The sequence below is a fragment of the Arthrobacter sp. 08Y14 genome, assembly GCF_002929455.1.
GTDB classification, from domain to species: domain Bacteria; phylum Actinomycetota; class Actinomycetes; order Actinomycetales; family Micrococcaceae; genus Arthrobacter_B; species Arthrobacter_B sunyaminii.
Genome location: NZ_PJIX01000001.1, coordinates 555,295 through 573,761, shown reverse-complemented (window position 1 = coordinate 573,761; position 18,467 = coordinate 555,295). Strand labels below are relative to the sequence as shown.

Genomic DNA, 18,467 nt, shown 5'->3' with positions numbered 1-18,467 from the left:
GTCGAGTGTCCCGGACACTCGACGGGGGCGCCCTTCGGGAGCTAGGCGATGGCCCCGCGCAGTTCCTTGGCGGCCAGGGCCGGATCGGCTGCACCATAGATGGCGCCGCCGGCTACCGCTACGTCGGCTCCGGCCTGCTGAACCGCTCCAATGGTGCTCACCTTCACCCCGCCGGCAACGGAGAACGGAACGCGGGCTTCGGTGCCTGCGGTGAGGAGCCCCTGCAGATCGAAACCGGGCTGGGCCTGCTCATCCAGGCCCGCGTGCATCTCAACGAACTCCGCACCGAGCGCACGGACCTCTTTGGCTCGGGTGACCTTGTCCGCAACTCCGATGAGGTCGACCACGACGCCCTTGTTGTGCGCCTTGGCTGCCTTGACGGCGCCGGCGATGGTGGAATCATCGGCGACACCAAGCACGGTCATCAGGTCTGCACCGGCTTTGAAGGCGATGTCGGCTTCGAGCTCGCCGGCGTCCATGGTCTTCATGTCTGCGAAGACAAGCTTGTCCGGATGGGCTTCCTTGACGGCTGTGACAACGGAAAGCCCCGCGGCCTTGATCAGGGGAGTGCCGAGTTCGATGATGTCGACGTACTCGGCCACCCGGCCTGCCAGTTCGAGGGCGTCCTTGGTGGTGAGGAGGTCCATGGCTACTTGAAGTTTCACGATGCTGCTTCTTTCTGTAGGGGACTACGTTGGGCTGTGACGGCGGACGTTGTGGTTACTCGAGGTTGGCGTGCCGGAGCCAGAGGTCCTCGGCGGGTTCATCGGTGTTGTCCCACAGGGACTGGAAGATGGCTTCAGTGGCGAGAAAGAGGACCTGTTCAAACAGCGAACCGGAGTACTGGCGGCTGACGCTCGAGCCGTGATCAGTTTTTTGTGCGGCGGGAATAATGACCAGGGCGTCGGCGAGCCCGGCCAGCGGTGAATCCGGGTTGGTCGTGAATGCTGCAATCCGCGCTCCGGCCTTCGCCGCGGTTTCCGCCGACTTGACCACCCCCGATGTGGTTCCGGACCCGGAAGCTACCAGGAGCAGGTCGCCGGATGTGATAGCCGGAGTAGTGGTGTCACCGGCGATATGAACCGTCAGTCCCAGATGCATCAGCCTCATGGCAGCCATCCGGAGAACCAGGCCGCTTCGGCCCGCCCCGGCAACGAACACCCGTCCGCCCTGGCTGAGATGAGCCGCGAGGCCGGCCAGGGCGCGGGCATCCAGTTTGGCTGCAGTGTTGGTGATTTCGTCCCTGACGAGGGAGATATTGCGGAGCACGTCACTCTCAGTGGCGGGCGCAATAGCCGGTGCATCTGTTGTCGGATTCACTGTTTGTCCTTTCAAAGCAGTCATCGACCTGTAACGGCGTTGCGGCCGCTTGTGGCTGATATCCATGATGGTGAGCACTCCGGGCAGGGGTAACACTGTTTTTGAACGGTTTTGACTACCCTTAAGGATGGGTCAGTGCGCGCTGGCCGTTCGCCCGCAGTGACTCGATGGCTTCCGCCGGCGACGGCCTGCCGTAAACGGCAGAACCGGCCACGAAGACGTTGGCTCCGGCTTCCGCAGCCCGGGTGATTGTTTCTTCCGTGATACCACCGTCCACCTGGATGGCGACGTCCACTCCGGAACCCTCTACAGCCGCCCGGGCACGGCGAATCTTGGGCAGCACGACATCCAGGAACGCTTGGCCCCCAAAGCCCGGTTCCACCGTCATGATCAACAGCAGGTCCAGTTCCGGCAGCATGTCCAGATACGGTTCCACCGCAGTGGCCGGGCGCAGGGCCATGCCCGCTTTGGTGCCTCTGGCACGCAGTTCACGGGCGAGTTTGATGGGGGCGTCCGATGCTTCGACATGGAAAGTCACCGAGTTTAAACCGGCGTCGGCATATTGCGGTGCCCAGCGGTCTGCGTTGGAGATCATCAGGTGGGCATCCAACGGTACGGGACTGATCTTTTGCAGCCGCTCCACCACGGGCAGGCCGATGGTCAGGTTCGGAACAAAGTGGTTGTCCATGACATCCACGTGGACGGCGTCGGCATTGCTTATGAGCGCGAGCTCGGACTCCAGGTTCGCGAAGTCGGCCGAGAGGATGCTTGGGTTGATGCAGCATTTCAGCGGGAAACGGGGCATGGTGCCTGCCTTTCGGGAGCGGCGTGTGTGAGGGCAGCTTCGACGTCGGCCAGCAGTTCCGCCCAGCTGGCGACGAATTTGTCGAGACCCTCGGTCTCGAGCTGCTGAACTACCTCGTCGTAGGAGATGCCGACGGCCGCGAGGCCGTTGAGGATTTTTTCGGACTGCCCGTAGGATCCGGTGATGGTGTCGAACCTCACGACACCGTGGTCCGCCACGGCCTCGAGTGTCTTCTCCGGCATCGTGTTGACGACATGGGGAGCGACAAGGCCCGCGACGTAGAGCGTGTCCGGCAGGTTCGGGTCTTTCACTCCGGTTGAAGCCCAGAGGGGACGCTGGGCATGGGCGCCGGCCGCCTCCAAGGCCTGCCAGCGCTCGGTGGCGAACTGCTCCTGGAAGATCCGGTAGGCCAAACAGGCATTGGCGACGCCGGCCTGCCCCTTGAGTGCCTTCGCCTCGTCAGTTCCGACGGCCTCGAGGCGTGCATCGATTTCGGTGTCCACGCGGGAGACAAAGAACGAGGCCACTGAGTGAATCTGCGACAGGTCGTGGCCGTTCTCCTTCGCCTGTTCGAGACCAAGCATGAAGGCGTCAACGACGTCACGGTAGCGTTCCAGGGAGAAGATCAGCGTGACGTTGACGCTGATGCCCTCGGCAAGTGTCGAGGAGATGGCAGGCAGGCCCTCGCGGGTAGCCGGGATCTTGATCAGGACATTGGTGCGCTGCACCTTCGCGTGCAGCCGCTTGGCCTCGGCAACCGTTCCCGCGGTGTCACGTGACAGCCCCGGGTCAACCTCGATGGAGACGCGGCCATCGGCTCCGTTGGTGCGCTTGGCGGCTTCGGCAAAAATGTCGCAGGCCTGGGCAACATCGTGCGTAGTGATGTCGAAAACGGCCTGGCCGACGCTGGCTCCTGCTTGTGCGAGAGCGCCGATTTGCGAGGCATAGGACTCGCCCTTCTTCAGCGCTGCGGCAAAAATGCTGGGGTTGGTCGTAACGCCGACGACGTTGCGCTCCTCGATGAGATGCTTGAAGGCGCCCGAATTGATGCGCTCCCGGGAGAGGTCATCGAGCCAGATTGAGACGCCGGCGGCCGAGAGGTCAGCTGTGGGTGATGAGGTCATGGTGTGCTCCTTTTCCGTTTTTCTGCTGGTCGCCGGTCTCGGTGCCCCGGTGGCCGGACGGCATGGCCGGCGTGCCGTTGGGCGCCAGGGGGTCGGCGGCCACGGCTGCCAGGGAGTCCCTCGCCGCCGCGGCGACGGCGTCTGCGGTAAGACCGAACTCGCGGTAAAGCGTTTGATAGTCGGCGGAGGCTCCGAAGTGCTCAAGGGCGACACTGCGTCCGGCATCACCAACGACTCCGTGCCAGCCCTGCGAGACGCCTGCCTCGACGGAAACCCGGGCGCGCACGGTGCGCGGCAGGACTGCGTCGCGGTAGGACGAATCCTGTGCGTTGAACCATTCCAGGCACGGCATGGACACGACGCGGGTGGAGATTCCCTCCGCTTCGAGACCCTCACGTGCTTCCACGGCGAGCTGGACCTCGGAGCCTGTGCCGATCAGGATGACGTCGGGAAGCCCGTTCTTCGCTTCTGCAAGGATGTAACCACCCTTCGCCGCCCCCGCCGCCGCCCCAAATGTCTCGCCCCGGGCCGCACCTGCGCCGCGCTGGAACACAGGGACATTCTGGCGGGTGAGCACGATGCCGGCCGGGTTCTGCGTGTTCTCCAGAATGGTGCGCCAGGCGACGGCGACCTCGTTCGCATCCGCCGGGCGAACGACGTCGAGCCCGGGAATGCTGCGCAGGGAGGCGAGCTGCTCCACGGGCTGATGCGTGGGACCGTCCTCTCCCAGACCGATTGAGTCGTGTGACCAGACGTAGATCGCCGGAACACCCATGAGGGCGCCGAGGCGGACGGCGGGCTTCTGGTAGTCGCTGAAGATCAGGAAGGTTCCCGAGAAGGCGCGCGTGCTGCTGTGCATGACGATGCCGTTGACGATCGCGGCGGCGGCATGCTCGCGAATGCCGAAGTGCAGGACCCGCCCGTACGGGTTTCCCTTCCAGACGCCGGTGGAACGGGACGCCGGAATGAAGGACGCGGCGCCCTCGATGGTGGTGTTGTTCGATTCAGCGAGGTCGGCGCTGCCGCCCCAGAGTTCGGGGAGCACGGGGCCGAGGGCGTTCAGGACCTTGCCGGAGGCGGCCCGCGTGGACATGTCCTTTCCCGCTTCGAACACCGGGAGGGCAGCGTCCCAGCCCGCAGGCAGGGTGCGGGCCTGGAGGCGTTCAAGCGCGGCAGCCTCCCTGACATGCGATGCCTGCCACGCATCGAAGCTCTTCTGCCAGGTGCTGTGCGCTTCCTCGCCCCGCCGGAGCACACCGCGGGCGTGCGCCAGGACGTCCGGGGGCGACCTCGAAGGACTTCTCCGGGTCAAAGCCCAGGGCTTCCTTCAGCGCCGCAACTTCGTCCTTTCCGAGCGCGGATCCATGGATCTTGCCCGTGTTCTGCTTCTTCGGCGACGGATAGCCGATGATGGTGCGCAGCGAGATGATGGACGGCTTGGAAGTCTCTGCCTTGGCAGCCAAAAGCGCGGAGTGCAGCTCGGCAACGTCTTCGATGTATTCGCCCGTCCTGGTCCAGTCGACACGCTGCGTGTGCCAGCCGTACGCCTCGTAGCGCTTCAGGACGTCCTCGGTGAAGGAGATGTTCGTGTCATCCTCAATGGAGATGTGGTTCTCGTCGTAGAGCACCACTAGATTCCCAAGCTCCTGGTGCCCGGCCAAGGAGGAAGCTTCCGCCGTCACGCCTTCCTGGAGATCGCCGTCAGAGGCGATGACCCAAATCATGTGATCAAAGGGGCTCGCACCCTGCGCAGCACCGGCGTCGAACATCCCGCGCTGGCGGCGCTGCCCGTAGGCGAAGCCCACCGCTGTGGCCAGCCCCTGGCCCAGCGGACCCGTGGTGATCTCCACGCCCTTGGTGTGCCGGTACTCGGGATGCCCCGGGGTTAGCGAGCCCCAGGCCCGCAGGGCCTGCAGATCGTTGAGCTCCAGGCCGTAGCCCGAGAGGAACAGCTGGATGTACAGGGTCAGCGACGTGTGGCCGGGGGAGAGCACGAAACGGTCACGCCCTGTCCACTCCGGATCCGACGGGTCATGCCGCATCAGTTTTTGGAACAGGAGGTAGGCGGCCGGCGCCAGACTCATCGCTGTGCCCGGATGACCGTTGCCCGCTTTCTCCACCGCGTCAGCGGCCAGCACACGAGCCGTGTCCACGGCCCGCTGATCGAGTTCAGTCCAGATCAGTGTTGCCGGTTCCTCAGTGAGCGTTGCATTTGCTGTCGGATTCACGATGTATCTCCCTTGATTCGGTCACCGGGCCTGCAGCGGCACCACATGCCTTGGCTGATACTCATGATCGAGAAACTTACGGGTAGGGGTAACACTGTTTTTGAACGGTTCTCACTACCCTTAAGGGTTGTCAACACGCTTCGCTCCCGTACACTCACCGCATGAGTGCTGTCACCAGCCTGCCCCGGGACGAAGAATCCGAGTCCCTGTCGAGCCTTCCGTGGCTGTTTCTGCGCGCAGTCGCGTCCTTGGCGGATGCTCCTTTGACCGACATAGCGGAACGGCTCCGAGACGCTATGCTTCCCTACCTAAAAAGCAGTGCGCTGGTCATCTTTACTGAGGACTGCACCGGACGGCCGCAGAAGAAATCCGGCGAGGAATCGATCATCTCCCGGGTTTCCATCGCCGAGCTCGAAAAGCTTCGCCCAGCGCTTTCAGGTGAGGATCCCGTTTTCACAGAGGCTGAGATCGCGGGCCGCATTCTGCCCGTGCTGGCCCTGGAACACGTCTCCAGCCATGCGATGCTCGTGGTCACCGATCCCCATCCAGGCGCCGGCAGCTACGGTGCCGAGCTGGATGTGGTCAAGTATCTGTGGCGTATCGCCGCCCGGCGGATTCAGGAAAAGATCGCCGACGCGCCGCCGTCGTACCTGCTGGAGTCGCGCGCAGCCTCGGCTGAACGCCTGCGCGTAACCGCAGAACTCACCGATATGCACTCCACAACCCTGGAAACCCTTCTGGCAGCCCTGCGTTCTGCATCGTTGAACGACGCCGCGGCCCGTTCAACAGTCACTGACCTCGCCGGCAAGGCGTTGATCAGCATCCGCGCCCTCAGCGACCGCACCACCACGGCGGTGGAAGAACCCGTAGCCAGGGCTTTTGAACGCCTGCGGGAGGAGCTGCGGCCGCTCACCCGCTTCAGCGGTATTGAGATCCAGTTCATCGAGCCTCCCCTTAACGGGCGGGCGCTCCCCGGCGAGGTCGCGCACGCAGCACGGGCCATTGTCCGCGGACTTGTGCTGACCATGATGGAGCAAACCGACATCAGCAGAATCCGCACGCGCTGGGACTGCGACGGTGAAAACCTGCTGATCAACGTGCGCGACGACGGCGGCGGCGTGCTGACCGCCGACTCAGCCAGTGTCAGGGGTCTGGAACGCCGGGTAAAAGCGCTGACCGGACAGTTGCGGATGGAAGTCATGCCGGGGTGGGGTGCCGATGTCTTCGTCTCGCTTCCACTGGACCTGACCACCCGTCCCGCCCGGGATGCGGCCGGCTGGAACCTGGCCGCCCGGGAACTGGAAGTCCTTGAGCTGCTTGTCGCCGGGCACCGCAACCGCACCATCGCCTCAACGCTGGGCATCAGCGAGAACACGGTCAAGTTCCACGTGCGGAACCTCTTCAAAAAGCTCGACGTCGGCTCCCGCACCGAAGCCATCGCCCTGGCACACAGCAACGGACTCTGACCTGTGTGATAACCCCGGTAACAGTCCGGTTTTGACGCTGAACGGCATGTTAGGGCAGGTGAGCGGCAGGGTGCGGGGGTTCGGCGGTTGTCTCTGGCTGTCTTGCCCGGGCCAGCATACGGTTACCTCTCAACTGGCTCGGACGAGCGAGGGCCTGCCTGCTCTGCAGGGCAGAGCGTCCATCTGTACTCACATATCGGAAGGGCTGGTCAGAGGCATATGGTTTCAATGATCACGTTCGTTCTTGGGGCCGCGATATTAATCTACGCTGCCGACAAACTCGTCACTCACCTGGTCGGCGCAGCGAGGGGCCTGACCGCCTCGATCTTTTTGCTCGCCATAATCTTCACCGGGATTGAGTTCGACGATGTAGCCCTTGGAGTTGTTTTCAACCTAGAAGAAATGGACGGGGTTGCTGTCGGCATCGTGTTTGGAACCACGGTGGGGTACAGCGGCCTGGTCCTCGCCATCGCGGCGATTGTGGCACCGACGCGGGTTAGCATCCCGCGGGATTACCTCAGCATTTTTGCACTCACGCCGCTCGTCCTCATCCCCTTCCTCCTAACGGGCCCAATGACTGTTATCCACGGAGTCATTCTGCTGGGCCTCTTCCTGGCATTCCTCGTTTACGTTGTCGGCCGGGAATCCAAGGCCAACCGGCCGGTCTTCCGCGATGCGGAGATGTTTGAGGCTTATGAGCTCGCCCGCACTACCGGCACCGGAGCCCGTTCCAGCGTCGACACGCTGACCTTGACCGGCGGCGAGGGTGGAGCATCAACTGGCCGGACCAACAAGTTCTTCGGCAAGGAAATGCCGTTTCCGGAGGCAAATCGGCGCACTGGCTGGCCTGCACTGGCGCTGGCCGCCGTCGCGCTCGTCGTGCTGATCCTGGGCGCCTATCTAGTTGCCGAGGGAACCGAAGGAATCCTGGAAGACTTTGGCATGGAAGCAACGGTTTTCGGAGCTACTATCGCCACTCTGGTGCTCACTCTCGAAGACCTTTACCTGACGGTCAGGCCGGTAATGAAGGGCGCTCCGGAGATCGGCATTGCCAACGTGATCGGCAGCGCCGTTTTCTCCGTGACGGCGAAACTCGGCGTGCTTCTGCTGTTCGGCAGCGTGATTATCGACGCTTCGGTGCTCACCTGGCACCTGCCGGCACTGACGCTGATGACCTGGCTGGCGACATATTTCCTGTGGACAGGCCACCTGCGCAGATGGCACGGCTTTGTCCTCCTGGGTCTCTACGCCGTCTATTGGATGGTCACCTTCTTCGGGTTCGGGGAGATACCGGTAGAGATGGACTGAGCCGGTTGCCGCGCGCTCAGGGGGCTCAAATGCTCAGTGCGCGGCGCACCGCGCCGGTGTTACGCCGGGAGACCGGAACGCGGGTGTTCTCTGCATCGTCCATAATCAGAACAAGTTCCCCTTTTTCCCGGCGTTCCACCTCCCGGATCCGGCTGAGGTTGACCAGATACTGACGGTGTACCCTCAGGAAATTACCGGTATCAGCCAGGTCATGGTCGAGTTTTTCCAAGCCGGATTGAGCTGCCGGGAGTTTGCCTTCATCCGTGAGCAGCCACACGTCGCTGCCTTCCGAACCGGCCATTGTGACCTCTGACGGTGCCAGCAGAACCACTCTGTTCTCTCCGCGCAGCGCGACTATCCGACGGGATTGCCCTAGGGACGTGCTGCCCTTTTTCGTCTGCGGGAACTCCTCGCCTGAAGATGCACCAAACGAGATCAAATGCCCGATCAGAGACTTGTGAAGGAAGACGGGGTGAAATCCGATCGACAGCGGTTCGTCGGAGAGAGCGGTGAAGATCTTCGTGGACCCGGTCCATCCAGGGTCTGAGCTGGCCCTTTTCGTCGCATAACCTGCAGCGTGGATGAAGGCCGGAAGCTGCGGTGCCCAGCGCGTCACGGGGTCAATTGCAGGGACATTTCCGGGTACGCCGAGAAAGACGCTCGCTCTGTCGTCAGCAATTACCACCCCGCCGGCGGGATCAACGGCAACCAGCGGCCCGCTTGTCCGCCCCCTGGCTTGGACGTAAGCGGCGACCAACTCGCTTCCGCTGTCCCGCGCACGGGTGCGCAGGGTGTTCTGAGTGTGGGCGGCGGAGTTCTCCAGCCATTTGCGGGTGGATAGCGGCAGGTCACTGCGCCAGCATGAAATGTTCAGAACGGCGAGGGGGTCCCCGCTCACTACGTCCCGTACCGCGATGGCCCCGCAGGACCAGTCGTGGAAGGCCTGCAGCCAGTGTTCCGACTGATTGATCATTACCGCGTGGTGAGTTTCGAGTGCGGTGCCCATGCTGTTCGTGCCTACTGCACCCTCGGACCAGCAGTGCCACGGCGCGAGTCCACCCGCGGTAGCAATCGAACGGGTGCTTTTATCGCCCCAGGCGGACAGCACCCTCCCATAGGCGTCCGCAATGGTCACAATGCCCCCGGCACTGGCCACCTCGTTTGCCATTGCTGCGGCGCAGAACCCCAGCTCCGCAAAGACAGCGTCCTGATTGGGCGGGTGGGCCACCTGCGAGACAGCGTTGGGCACCTCGGACAGAAAAGGATCGACCCGGTAGCGATCCCGGGACCGCTGCCAGGAAATGGCGACTTCCGGCCGCACGCCATAGACGTCGTCGTCGCCCTGCACGAACCGTTCCCATGCGCCTCTCACCTCATCCTTGGCGGATTGGGGGAGCGTCTGCTGGCGCCGTTGCTCAGCTAAAATCGGAAATCACCCCTTTGGGGTTGCTCATCGGATTGTACGTGGTCACGGACTGTCCAATTGGTAACGGACTCTATGGTGCGGCAACGGTTCTGGCAACGGAATATGGCCAAAATATGTGGGGTTTCCAAAACATCGGATTCAGCATTCATCGTTGGGAACGGTTGCGCAGGAAAGCAAGACACAGCACGGATGTGCCGGCCACGATCAGTCCCAGCATTCCAAGACCCGCTGCCACGCTCGCAGCCGTTGCGACTGCTCCTACGATCAGTGGTCCGCCGATTTCTCCCACTTCCCTGCCGATTTCCGCGGCGCCCATGGTGCGGCCCATCCGTTCTTCGGGAGTGGTGACGGCAAGGTACGCGAATCCAAGTGGCGTAGTAATGCCAATGCCGCAGCCAATGACCACCGCGGCCAGGTACAGCGTTACCGGCGCCGGCAGCAGGGCAAGGAGCGTAACTCCAGCTGCGATCATGGCCAGGCCCAGACCCATGCCGGCAGGGGCTGTGATGCGGCCCTGATCCGACAATCGGCCCACCAGCGGCTGGATCAGGGCCGAAGACAAGGCGAGGAGGGACACCACGGCTATGCTCGCGAAGAGGTTCAAGTGCAGGTTGTTGCCCAGCAGCGGCAGGAAGCCTACGGAGGCGCCAAGAGCTCCCGTAGTGCTTGCCAGTGCCAGCGTGGGCACCAGGAAGGAACGCCGGGTGCTTTGGCGCACCAGTTCGGTTACGGTGTAGCGCGGGCGGGCGAGAACCTGCAGTGCCGGCATGGCGATCCAAACCCATACAGCGGCCGCGGCCGAGGCGATGGCCATTGACAGGAACAGGGCGCGGAAGCCCCCGGCCCAGATAAGCACGGCGCCCAGCAGGGGGCCAAGCACGTAGCCCAGGCCCTTCCACGAACCATACTTGCCGAAGTAGCTGCCCGCCGCGGCCGTCCCGGCAAATCGGGCAACAGCCGCTGACGACGCCGGGGAAAAGGCCGCTGCGGCTACGCCCTGCCCCAGCCGGGCAAGCCCAAGCATGAGGGGGGTGGCCGACGTCGTACCCAACAGAGAGGCGAGGGCAAAACCGAACAACCCGGCCACAATGATCGGCTTGGCGCCGATCCTGTCGCTCAGGTAACCGAAGACGGGCTTGATGACCACTTCGGCGACGTCGTAAATGGCAAGGAGCACACCGAGGGTGAGCATCCCCATTCCTATGCCGCCGCTTTCGGCACCGAGCCCGGCAGCTATGCTGTGGGCTCCGAAAGCCGTGGTGAATCCAGCGGCGTAAAGGGGCGCCAGGATGCGGGCAGAGGGCTTCGGGACCGCCGGAGGAGTTGCCCCGGCGGCTTTGCTGCGCCTCTGCCGGGCGTTCATGAGCGGGAACCGGCCTGTTCCTGCGGAGCCTCCAACAGTGTCGGCTCGGCCAGGCGGCGGCCGCCGTCTCCGGATGCACCATGAACGGCCTGATATACCTGCTCTGCGTAGTCCTCCAAGGCGGCTGCACAGGCACGCAGCCGTACGTCGGCGGCCTTCGCCTCAGGCAGCTCCAGTATGTCCCGCCTTTTCAGGTCCCGGTACCAGCGCCGCAGCCGATCCAGGCTTTGCTCTTCCTCCTCCAGCTCAGCGAACGTGAACTTCCGCTTCTGGATTTCCCGGGCAATTTTTACCTCGAACTTGCCGCAGTCAGCAGTGAACTCAGCCCATTCATCGATGCGTACCGCAGTGAAAGCATTCCGGATCATCGCGGCCGAGGCCTCGTCCCGCGGCGTTGCATCAACAACGGCCAAAGTCCCGCCGCCCTTGCGGCACAGTTCTCCGGCGCGGTCCAGTTCCGATTGGAACGCCGGTCCGGCAGGGAGTGCCCAAGCGCCGGGGGAGACCGGCACGGCGCCCGCCTTGCGCAGCTGGCGCCATACGGCGACCCGGTGCCGGGAGGGTTCGGAAGGAAGCTGCGGCAGGATCAGGACCCAGTCGATATGTTGCATCACATTTCGAAGTGTAACCCCTGTTACATCACAAGGAAATGAGGAAGCCGGGATGTTTGGGAACGCATAAATAATCCGGCAATTACGCAGGCACACCAACCGTCAAAGCCGTACCCTGCCAAGCAGTGCCGCCCGGACGGCGGCATGAATTTCCAACTCAATGGGCTGGCATTAACGACGACGTCTGCTGCCCACTAGATCGAGGAGAACGTTATGGCACTGACTCTTGAGGACGCCCGTAACATCATTAGCGCCGCCGAGGCCAAAGCCACCGAGATAGGCCAGCCGATGAACATCGCAGTCGTCGACGTCGGTGGCAACGTCATCTCTCATGTCCGGATGGACGGTGCCTGGCTTGGCGGCATCGACATCTCCATCAACAAGGCCTTCACTTCCCGGGCCTTTGATATCCAGACCAAGGACCTGGCCGAGAACTCCCAGCCCAACCAGCAGTTCTACGGCATCGCCGCCAGCAACAACGGCCGGATCATGATCTTTGCCGGCGGCATCCCGCTCATCCGTGACGGCGAAGTGGTTGGCGCCATCGGCGTCAGCGGCGGTTCCGGCAACCAGGACCAGGACGTTGCAGAAGCAGGCGTCAAAGCCCTCTGACACCGGCACCTGCGCCGTTCCGCCCTGCCTGCGTCAGCGGGCAGGGCGGAACGGAGGCTGCGAAATCACCACCGGCCGAACCGGTCCAGATTCATGACCTTGTGCCACGCGGACACGAAATCGCGTAGAAATTTCTCTTCCGCGTCTTGGCTGGCGTAGACCTCCGAGAGTGCACGCAGTTCGGAGTTGTTGGCAAAGAAGAGGTCGACGCGGCTTGCGGCCCACTTGGGTTCACCCGTGTGGCGGTCGCGGCCCTCGTATGTGATCTCAGGCGAGGCATCGTCCGCCACCGGAGCCCACACAGTGTCCATATCAAGGATGTTGACGAAGAAGTCGTTAGTCAGCAGGCCCGGCGTTGAGCTGAGCACACCGAGGCGGGAACCGCCATAGTTGGCCCCGATCACGTGCAGACCGCCGAGCAGCACTGCCATTTCCGGGGCGCTAAGCGTCAGCTGGCCTGCACGCTCGATGAGGAGCACCTCGGCCGGCGTCCCGTTGCTGTCGCCGAGGTAACTGCGGAAGGCGTCGGCGGCAGGCTCGAGCACGGCGAATCGTTCAGGATCGGTCCACTCCTGTGTCGCATCAGTGCGTCCGGGCTGGAACGGGACCTCGATGGTATGACCAGCTCCGGCCGCAGCACGTTCCACTGCCGCGCACCCTCCAAGCACGATCAGGTCGGCGAGGGAAATTTGCGTGCCTCCGCGTTGGGAAGCATTGAACTGATCGCGGATTTTCCCAAGTACGTCCAGTACCACTGCCAGGGCGCCGGGCTCGTTGACAGCCCAGCTCCGCTGCGGTTCGAGACTGATGCGGGCGCCATTCGCTCCACCGCGCTTGTCGCTGTCCCGGAACGTTGAGGCCGAAGCCCATGCGGTTGAAACAAGTTGGCCTACCGTCAGCCCTGACTCGAGCAGCCGGCTCTTTAGCTCAGTGATATCGCCGGCACTCACGAGGTCATGGTCCACGTCCGGTACCGGGTCCTGCCAGATCAGGGGTTCGGATGGAACCCCTGACCCCAGATAGCGCTGAGTTGGCCCCATGTCGATATGAGTAAGTTTGAACCATGCCCGGGCGAAGGCATCAGCCAACTGGTCCGGATTCTCGAGGAATCGCCGCGCTATCGCTTCGTAGGCCGGATCCGCCTGCAACGCGAGGTCCGTGGTGAGCATGGTGGGAACATGGGTCTTGGAAGGGTCATGGGCGTCCGGTACGGTGCCGGCACCGCCGCCATCCTTGGGGATCCACTGCCATAGCCCGGCGGGGCTGAGTGCTACTTCCCATTCATAGGCAAATAATGTCTCCAGGAAGCTGTTGTCCCATGTGATGGGGGTGGCTGTCCAGATCCCTTCAAGCCCGCTGCTGATGGTATCGGCACCCTTGCCGGTTCCAAAGTGGTTGGCCCAGCCCAGGCCATGCTGCTCGAGCGGTGCGGCATCGGGTTGCTTTCCGAGATAGATGGCAGGATCGGCCACTCCGTGGCTCTTGCCGAAGGTGTGCCCGCCCGCGTTCAGGGCGACGGTCTCCTCGTCGTTCAACCCCATGCGGGCATACGTTTGACGGATGTCGCGGGCTGAGGCTTTAGGGTCGGGCACCGTGGCAGGTCCCTGCGGATCGACGTAGATCAGTCCCATCTCGCTGGCAGCCAGGGGCTCGTCCAGATCCCGGATGCCACTGTGCCGCTCGTCGGTGAGCCACCGTGACTCCGGACCCCAGTAGGTCTCGTCGGCAGACCATGCATCCTCACGGCCCCCGCCAAACCCGAACGTCTTGAAACCCATCGTCTCCAGTGCACGATTCCCTGCGAAAATCATCAGGTCGGCCCAGGAGATCTTGTTTCCGTATTTCTTCTTGACCGGCCACAGGAGGCGCCGCGCCTTGTCCAGGTTGCGGTTATCCGGCCAGCCGTTCAAGGGGGCGAAACGCTGCATCCCGGCACCGGCGCCTCCCCGTCCGTCGCCAACACGGTAGGTGCCGGCGCTGTGCCAGGCCATCCGCAGCACAAGCGGTCCATAGTGCCCAAAGTCGGCGGGCCACCAGTCCTGCGACGTCGTCAGCACCTCGTCCACATCGCGTGCCAGATCGTCGAGGTTCAGGGAGAGGAATTCCGTGGCATAGTCGAAGTCCTTGTCCAACGGATTGGCGGCACGGCTGGGTCGAGCCAGGGACGTCAAATCAAGCGTCCGGGTTGAGCCGTCCTGCGGATTTCCGCTTTCCGCCACCGGCAGTCCCCGGCGTGTGCCCGACCGTCGAGCTTTCACGGTCTGATCGTAGGTTCGGTGAACGTAGGCGTCCGGGTTCCCCGACATGGTTGCTCCTTTTGGCAGGTGTTCCGCCGGGCCATGCGGCCCGGCGGAACACCTGTGTCACTTACTTGGTGGCGACGTAGGCGGTTACCTCGGCCGACACGCGGATTTCCGCGAGGGTGGGGGCTTCCCACTTCTGCAGATCGTTGTTAGCAGTCATATTCTGGTTTCCTTTCTCCTTATTGATGGGCAGGAATCAAAGGGGCCGGGCGGTTCCGCTGTTCCGTTTGCGGCCATGGTTTCGTCATTGGTCTCCCACTGGACACGGTAGCCCCGCTCAAGGCTGAGAACGAGGGGCAACCGCCCGATCCCGGGAGCACGCCGTTCAGTGGACTGAACAGACCACTTATTCCGAATCCGCATCACACCAAGACGCATGGCCCTGCGGGGTTTTCAGAGCTGGTGCACTTCACAGTTGCAGTACATATTTCGGCACGTGTAGCACGCGGGCATCATCTTGCAGCGCGGACACGGGGTACAATTGACCGGTTCCAGGTGCCGGTCCGCGTCCTCCGCCGTGTAGGCCTCGCCGCACTGGTAGCACGGCGGACGCTTGCTGTCGTTTCTCCGGCCGCTGACGTCGGTGTCCGGCATCAGAACCGCGCCCCGTCCGGGTCGACGCAGCGTATCTCCAGATGTCCCATTACTAATCCTTCAATCTGGTGGGGGACAGGGACAGCGAAGTTCGCGCCGGCCTTTCCTGCGTCACTGTGGCAGCGCGTTTGGAGCGGCTCACCTTCGCGCGGGGAATCAACGGTCCGTTGTGCGGCCGCAGCGGGTCGTTGGCTGCCTCCACTGCCGCCTCGACAATTCCGTGATCGGGAGACAAATGGCAGACGGGGTCAGTCCGGGCAGCCTCACCGGTGAGCGCAAAGGCCTGGCAGCGGCAGCCGCCGAAGTCGATTTCCTTCCGGTCACAGCTTCGGCACGGATCCGGCATCCAATCGGTCCCGCGGTACTGCTGAAAGAGCGGTGCCTCATTCCAGATCCATTGGAGTGAGTGCTCGCGCACTGTGGCAGGGGGAAGGCCGAGGCCCCGGGCCACCTCATGGGCTGCCGGGCATGGCAGCGCCTCGCCGTTGGGCACCACGGTAAATTGCCGGCTGGCCCAGCCGTCCATGCAGGGCTTGGGAAACATGCTGTAGTAGTCGGGCATGACGTAGATGATCTCCATCCGATCCCCGATCCGCTCCCGGGCCGCCCGCACCACCGCCTCCGCACCCTCCAACTGGTTCCTGGTGGGCAGCAGCTCGGCCTGGTTGGGTCCTGCCCAGCCGGCATACTGCGTGTTCGCCAGTTCCACCCGGTCGGCTTGCATCGCCTCCGCCATATCGAGGATGCCCCCGATCCTGTCGATGTTCTGCCGGTGCAACACAACATTCAGGGTGAGCGGCCAGCCCAGTGACTTGATGAGCCCTGCGGCTACCTGCTTGCGTTCGAACGAGGTAGTCACTGCTATCTGATCGGACAGGGCTTGGTCATCGGCCTGGATGCTGAGCTGCACGTGGTCGAGGCCCGCCTTGCGGAGTTGCTCGGCACGAAGCGTGGACAGCCCGAGCCCACTGGTAATCAGGTTTGTGTACAGGCCCAGCTGGTTGGCATGCTGCACCAAATCGACGATGTCGCGGCGCTGGAGCGGTTCACCGCCCGAAAGATGCAGCTGGAGCACGCCCAGGCCGGCGGCCTCGGTGAATACTCTTTTCCACTCCTCGGTACTCAGCTCGTCACGATAATCATCGAGCTGAAGGGGGTTGGAGCAGTAGGAACACTGCAGCGGGCAGGAGTACGTGAGTTCTGCGAGCAGTCCGTAAGGGTTATCCATGGTCTACCTCCATGCCGTGCTTGGTGACGAGGTCGGCCACGAAGCGTTGAACGTCGCCTTCAACGACTTGGTCGAACTGGCCGCGCAATTCGACGGCGATTTCCGCGATAGTCCGTTTGGCGTCGCATAACTCGACGATGGCGGCTCCGGTGGCGTTGATGACCCAAATCAATTCCGGTGACAATAACGCGTGTTCCCCGCGTGCGGCATTGAAAACCATCCGTACGTGCGGCGCCAACCGCGGCCGGGCATTCAGGTCAGCGATTTCCATAGGCCTGTTCCATTGCGTCCAGCATGCTCCAGAGCACATCGCATTTGAAGGACAGCGCCGCCACCGCCGCTGCCTGCGTTTCCGGTGTGGTGCAGTGCTTCCTGACGATCTCAAGACCGTGTTGTGAATCGCGGGGGGCCTGGGTAAGGCGGGACTGGAAGTAGGCCAGGCCCTCCGGCGCTATCCAGGTGTAGTCGCGTTCGAATGCCGCGATCCGCTCGGCCATCAGATCGGGTGCGAACAACTCGGTGAGGGAGGATGCCACCGCCTCCACCCAGGGCCGGGTGCGGGTGAAGGTGACGTAGGCATCCACGGCAAACCGCACGCCCGGGAGCAGATGCCGCGAATCCTCCACTTCCTCGCGGGTCAGGCCGACTGCCTCACTCAAACGAAGCCATGACTCGATTCCCCCGGTTCCTTCAGTGACGCCGTCGTGGTCGATGATCCGCTGGACCCAGCGGCGCCGGACATCACTGTCCGGGCAACTGCTGAGGATCGCCCCGTCCTTCCGGGGAATGTTGACCTGGTAATAGAAGCGGTTGGCCACCCACCCCCGGATCTCCTCACGGCTGGACTGGCCATCGTTCATCCGACGGTGGAACGGATGCTCGCTGTGGTACTGCTTGGCGTGTGAGCGGAGCGTTTCCTCGAGTTCATCGGGGGTGAGTACTGCCGTCATCATTGCTCCTTAGATTTCCAGTTCCAAGCCGTCTACGGCGACCTCAAGGCCACGCCTGTCCAGGGACAGGCGTTCGGGGGAGTCGTCGATCAAGATGGGATTGGTGTTGTTGATGTGGATGTAGATCTTGCGGTCGACGGGCAGGGGTGCAAGCAGCTCGAGACTGCCGTCCGGTCCGTCTATGGGCATGTGTCCCATGTCGCGCGACGTCTTGCTGGCAAGGCCGAGGCCGGGCATCTCATCATCGCGCCAGCAGGTGCCGTCAACCAGCAGTGCGGAGGAGCCCGCCAGCTCCTCAAGGACGTCCGGTGTGATCCGCTGCACGCCGGGGAGATAGACCAGGCTTCGCTGACTGGCGGTATCGGTGATGCGGTAGCCCACCACCCGACCTTTCTCCGCGGCCCCGGGGAACCGCATCCGTTTGGTCGTGGGGACATCGAAGGCGCGGTAGGACAGTCCTTCGCCCAGCATCATCTCGGTGCCGGGCATCACCGGTCGCCAGGTGACGGGACAGTAACCTTCGAGCGTCCGCAGTATCCCGGTGCCGGTCGTGAGAGTCTCATACACCGACTCGGTTGCGTGTATCTCGAGCCCGCGGCCTTCCCGCATCAGGAGCAGGCCGAGTGTGTGGTCAAGCTCGGCGTCGGTGAGCAGGACGGACTGCATCCGGGTCACACTGCCGTCTGCGGGGTGCAGGGCCCCGAAGGCTTCTATTTGGAACTGGATATCGGGCGAGGCGTTAACCAGGAACCATTGTTGCCGGCCGGCGCTTACCGCAATGGACGATTGGCTGCGCGGGACGCAGGGCCGTGAGCCGTCTCGTACTGCCCGGCATCGGGGACAGGCGCAGTTCCATTGCGGGAATCCTCCGCCGGCGGCTGATCCGAGTACTCGTGCCCACATCGTTGATGGCATCCTTTTCGCTGGTGGCAGGCGGGCCGCCGGACCGTGTCGCCCGGCGGCCCGCCTGATGTGCATTACTTCGTGGCGACGTAGGCGGTGACCTCGGCCGACACGCGGATTTCCGCGAGGGTGGGCGCTTCCCACTTCTGCAGATCGTTATTGGCGGTCATGTTTGTTTTTCCTTTCTGTTTCTTGATGGGCAGGGATCAGTCCTTGATTGGGTGGG

The 18,467-nt window shown here is 63.2% G+C and carries 17 protein-coding genes and 1 pseudogene; 3 read left to right on the top strand and 15 right to left on the bottom strand.

The window, feature by feature from the left end; translation table 11 throughout:
- Positions 1 to 41: 41 nt before the first annotated feature.
- From hxlA to tkt, 5 genes and pseudogenes are all read right to left on the bottom strand, one after another.
- Positions 42 to 665 carry a 3-hexulose-6-phosphate synthase gene (hxlA, locus tag CXR03_RS02665; protein WP_104101741.1) on the bottom strand — a complete coding sequence of 208 codons (624 nt, stop codon included), beginning with the start codon at positions 663 to 665 and terminating at the stop codon, positions 42 to 44.
- Positions 666 to 720: 55 nt separating this feature from the next.
- Positions 721 to 1,344 (bottom strand): 6-phospho-3-hexuloisomerase, encoded by a 624-nt coding sequence (hxlB, locus tag CXR03_RS02660; protein WP_104101740.1) that lies wholly within the window; start codon positions 1,342 to 1,344, stop codon positions 721 to 723.
- A gap of 97 nt (positions 1,345 to 1,441) precedes the next feature.
- Positions 1,442 to 2,125 (bottom strand): ribulose-phosphate 3-epimerase, encoded by a 684-nt coding sequence (rpe, locus tag CXR03_RS02655; protein WP_104101739.1) that lies wholly within the window; start codon positions 2,123 to 2,125, stop codon positions 1,442 to 1,444.
- Positions 2,107 to 3,249, bottom strand: a complete 1,143-nt coding sequence (tal, locus tag CXR03_RS02650; protein WP_104101738.1) for a transaldolase — start codon at positions 3,247 to 3,249, stop codon at positions 2,107 to 2,109. Before tal ends, rpe begins: the two co-directional genes overlap by 19 nt.
- A pseudogene (gene tkt, locus CXR03_RS02645) lies at positions 3,227 to 5,477 on the bottom strand (transketolase). The gene tal and the pseudogene tkt overlap by 23 nt, the downstream one beginning before the upstream one ends.
- Before the next feature lie 161 nt (positions 5,478 to 5,638).
- Here tkt and CXR03_RS02640 point away from each other — a divergent pair.
- Together CXR03_RS02640 and CXR03_RS02635 are read left to right on the top strand one after the other, a co-directional pair.
- Complete coding sequence (locus tag CXR03_RS02640) at positions 5,639 to 6,943, top strand: LuxR C-terminal-related transcriptional regulator (protein WP_104101737.1); 1,305 nt, start codon at positions 5,639 to 5,641, stop codon at positions 6,941 to 6,943.
- 228 nt (positions 6,944 to 7,171) lie between these two features.
- Positions 7,172 to 8,251 carry a sodium:calcium antiporter gene (locus tag CXR03_RS02635; protein ID WP_219816189.1) on the top strand — a complete coding sequence of 360 codons (1,080 nt, stop codon included), beginning with the start codon at positions 7,172 to 7,174 and terminating at the stop codon, positions 8,249 to 8,251.
- A gap of 25 nt (positions 8,252 to 8,276) precedes the next feature.
- Here the strand turns inward: CXR03_RS02635 and CXR03_RS02630 are convergent, their stop codons facing one another.
- The 3 genes from CXR03_RS02630 to CXR03_RS02620 all read right to left on the bottom strand — a co-directional run bounded on the left by CXR03_RS02630 (position 8,277) and on the right by CXR03_RS02620 (position 11,651).
- Positions 8,277 to 9,623 (bottom strand): DNA-binding protein, encoded by a 1,347-nt coding sequence (locus CXR03_RS02630; protein WP_181034472.1) that lies wholly within the window; start codon positions 9,621 to 9,623, stop codon positions 8,277 to 8,279.
- Positions 9,624 to 9,822: 199 nt separating this feature from the next.
- Entirely contained in the window at positions 9,823 to 11,040 is a 1,218-nt protein-coding gene (locus CXR03_RS02625; RefSeq protein WP_104101733.1) for an MFS transporter, read from the bottom strand.
- Positions 11,037 to 11,651, bottom strand: coding sequence for a Chromate resistance protein ChrB (locus CXR03_RS02620; RefSeq protein WP_258073526.1), 615 nt, complete (start codon positions 11,649 to 11,651; stop codon positions 11,037 to 11,039). Before CXR03_RS02620 ends, CXR03_RS02625 begins: the two co-directional genes overlap by 4 nt.
- A 213-nt stretch (positions 11,652 to 11,864) precedes the next feature.
- On the opposite strand from CXR03_RS02620, the gene CXR03_RS02615 reads away from it, so the two are divergent.
- The gene (locus CXR03_RS02615; RefSeq protein ID WP_104052933.1) at positions 11,865 to 12,263 is read left to right on the top strand and encodes a heme-binding protein; all 399 of its coding nucleotides are present in this window, start codon (positions 11,865 to 11,867) and stop codon (positions 12,261 to 12,263) included.
- Positions 12,264 to 12,328: 65 nt separating this feature from the next.
- Here CXR03_RS02615 and katG read toward each other — a convergent pair whose 3' ends face one another.
- From katG to pqqA (CXR03_RS02575), 7 genes are all read right to left on the bottom strand, one after another.
- Positions 12,329 to 14,569, bottom strand: coding sequence for a catalase/peroxidase HPI (katG, locus tag CXR03_RS02610; RefSeq protein ID WP_104101732.1), 2,241 nt, complete (start codon positions 14,567 to 14,569; stop codon positions 12,329 to 12,331).
- Between the two features lie 61 nt (positions 14,570 to 14,630).
- The gene (gene pqqA / locus CXR03_RS02605) at positions 14,631 to 14,726 is read right to left on the bottom strand and encodes a pyrroloquinoline quinone precursor peptide PqqA (RefSeq protein WP_104052918.1); all 96 of its coding nucleotides are present in this window, start codon (positions 14,724 to 14,726) and stop codon (positions 14,631 to 14,633) included.
- Positions 14,727 to 15,212: 486 nt separating this feature from the next.
- Positions 15,213 to 16,388, bottom strand: a complete 1,176-nt coding sequence (gene pqqE / locus CXR03_RS02595; RefSeq protein WP_104101729.1) for a pyrroloquinoline quinone biosynthesis protein PqqE — start codon at positions 16,386 to 16,388, stop codon at positions 15,213 to 15,215.
- Complete coding sequence (gene pqqD, locus CXR03_RS02590; protein ID WP_104101727.1) at positions 16,381 to 16,659, bottom strand: pyrroloquinoline quinone biosynthesis peptide chaperone PqqD; 279 nt, start codon at positions 16,657 to 16,659, stop codon at positions 16,381 to 16,383. The genes pqqE and pqqD overlap by 8 nt, the downstream gene beginning before the upstream one ends.
- Entirely contained in the window at positions 16,646 to 17,338 is a 693-nt protein-coding gene (pqqC, locus tag CXR03_RS02585; protein WP_181034471.1) for a pyrroloquinoline-quinone synthase PqqC, read from the bottom strand. Before pqqC ends, pqqD begins: the two co-directional genes overlap by 14 nt.
- Before the next feature lie 9 nt (positions 17,339 to 17,347).
- Positions 17,348 to 18,241: a pyrroloquinoline quinone biosynthesis protein PqqB gene (gene pqqB / locus CXR03_RS02580; RefSeq protein ID WP_104101724.1), complete on the bottom strand. Its 894-nt coding sequence runs from the start codon at positions 18,239 to 18,241 to the stop codon at positions 17,348 to 17,350.
- A gap of 74 nt (positions 18,242 to 18,315) precedes the next feature.
- The gene (gene pqqA / locus CXR03_RS02575) at positions 18,316 to 18,411 is read right to left on the bottom strand and encodes a pyrroloquinoline quinone precursor peptide PqqA (RefSeq protein ID WP_104052918.1); all 96 of its coding nucleotides are present in this window, start codon (positions 18,409 to 18,411) and stop codon (positions 18,316 to 18,318) included.
- Between the last annotated feature and the right edge of the window lie 56 nt (positions 18,412 to 18,467).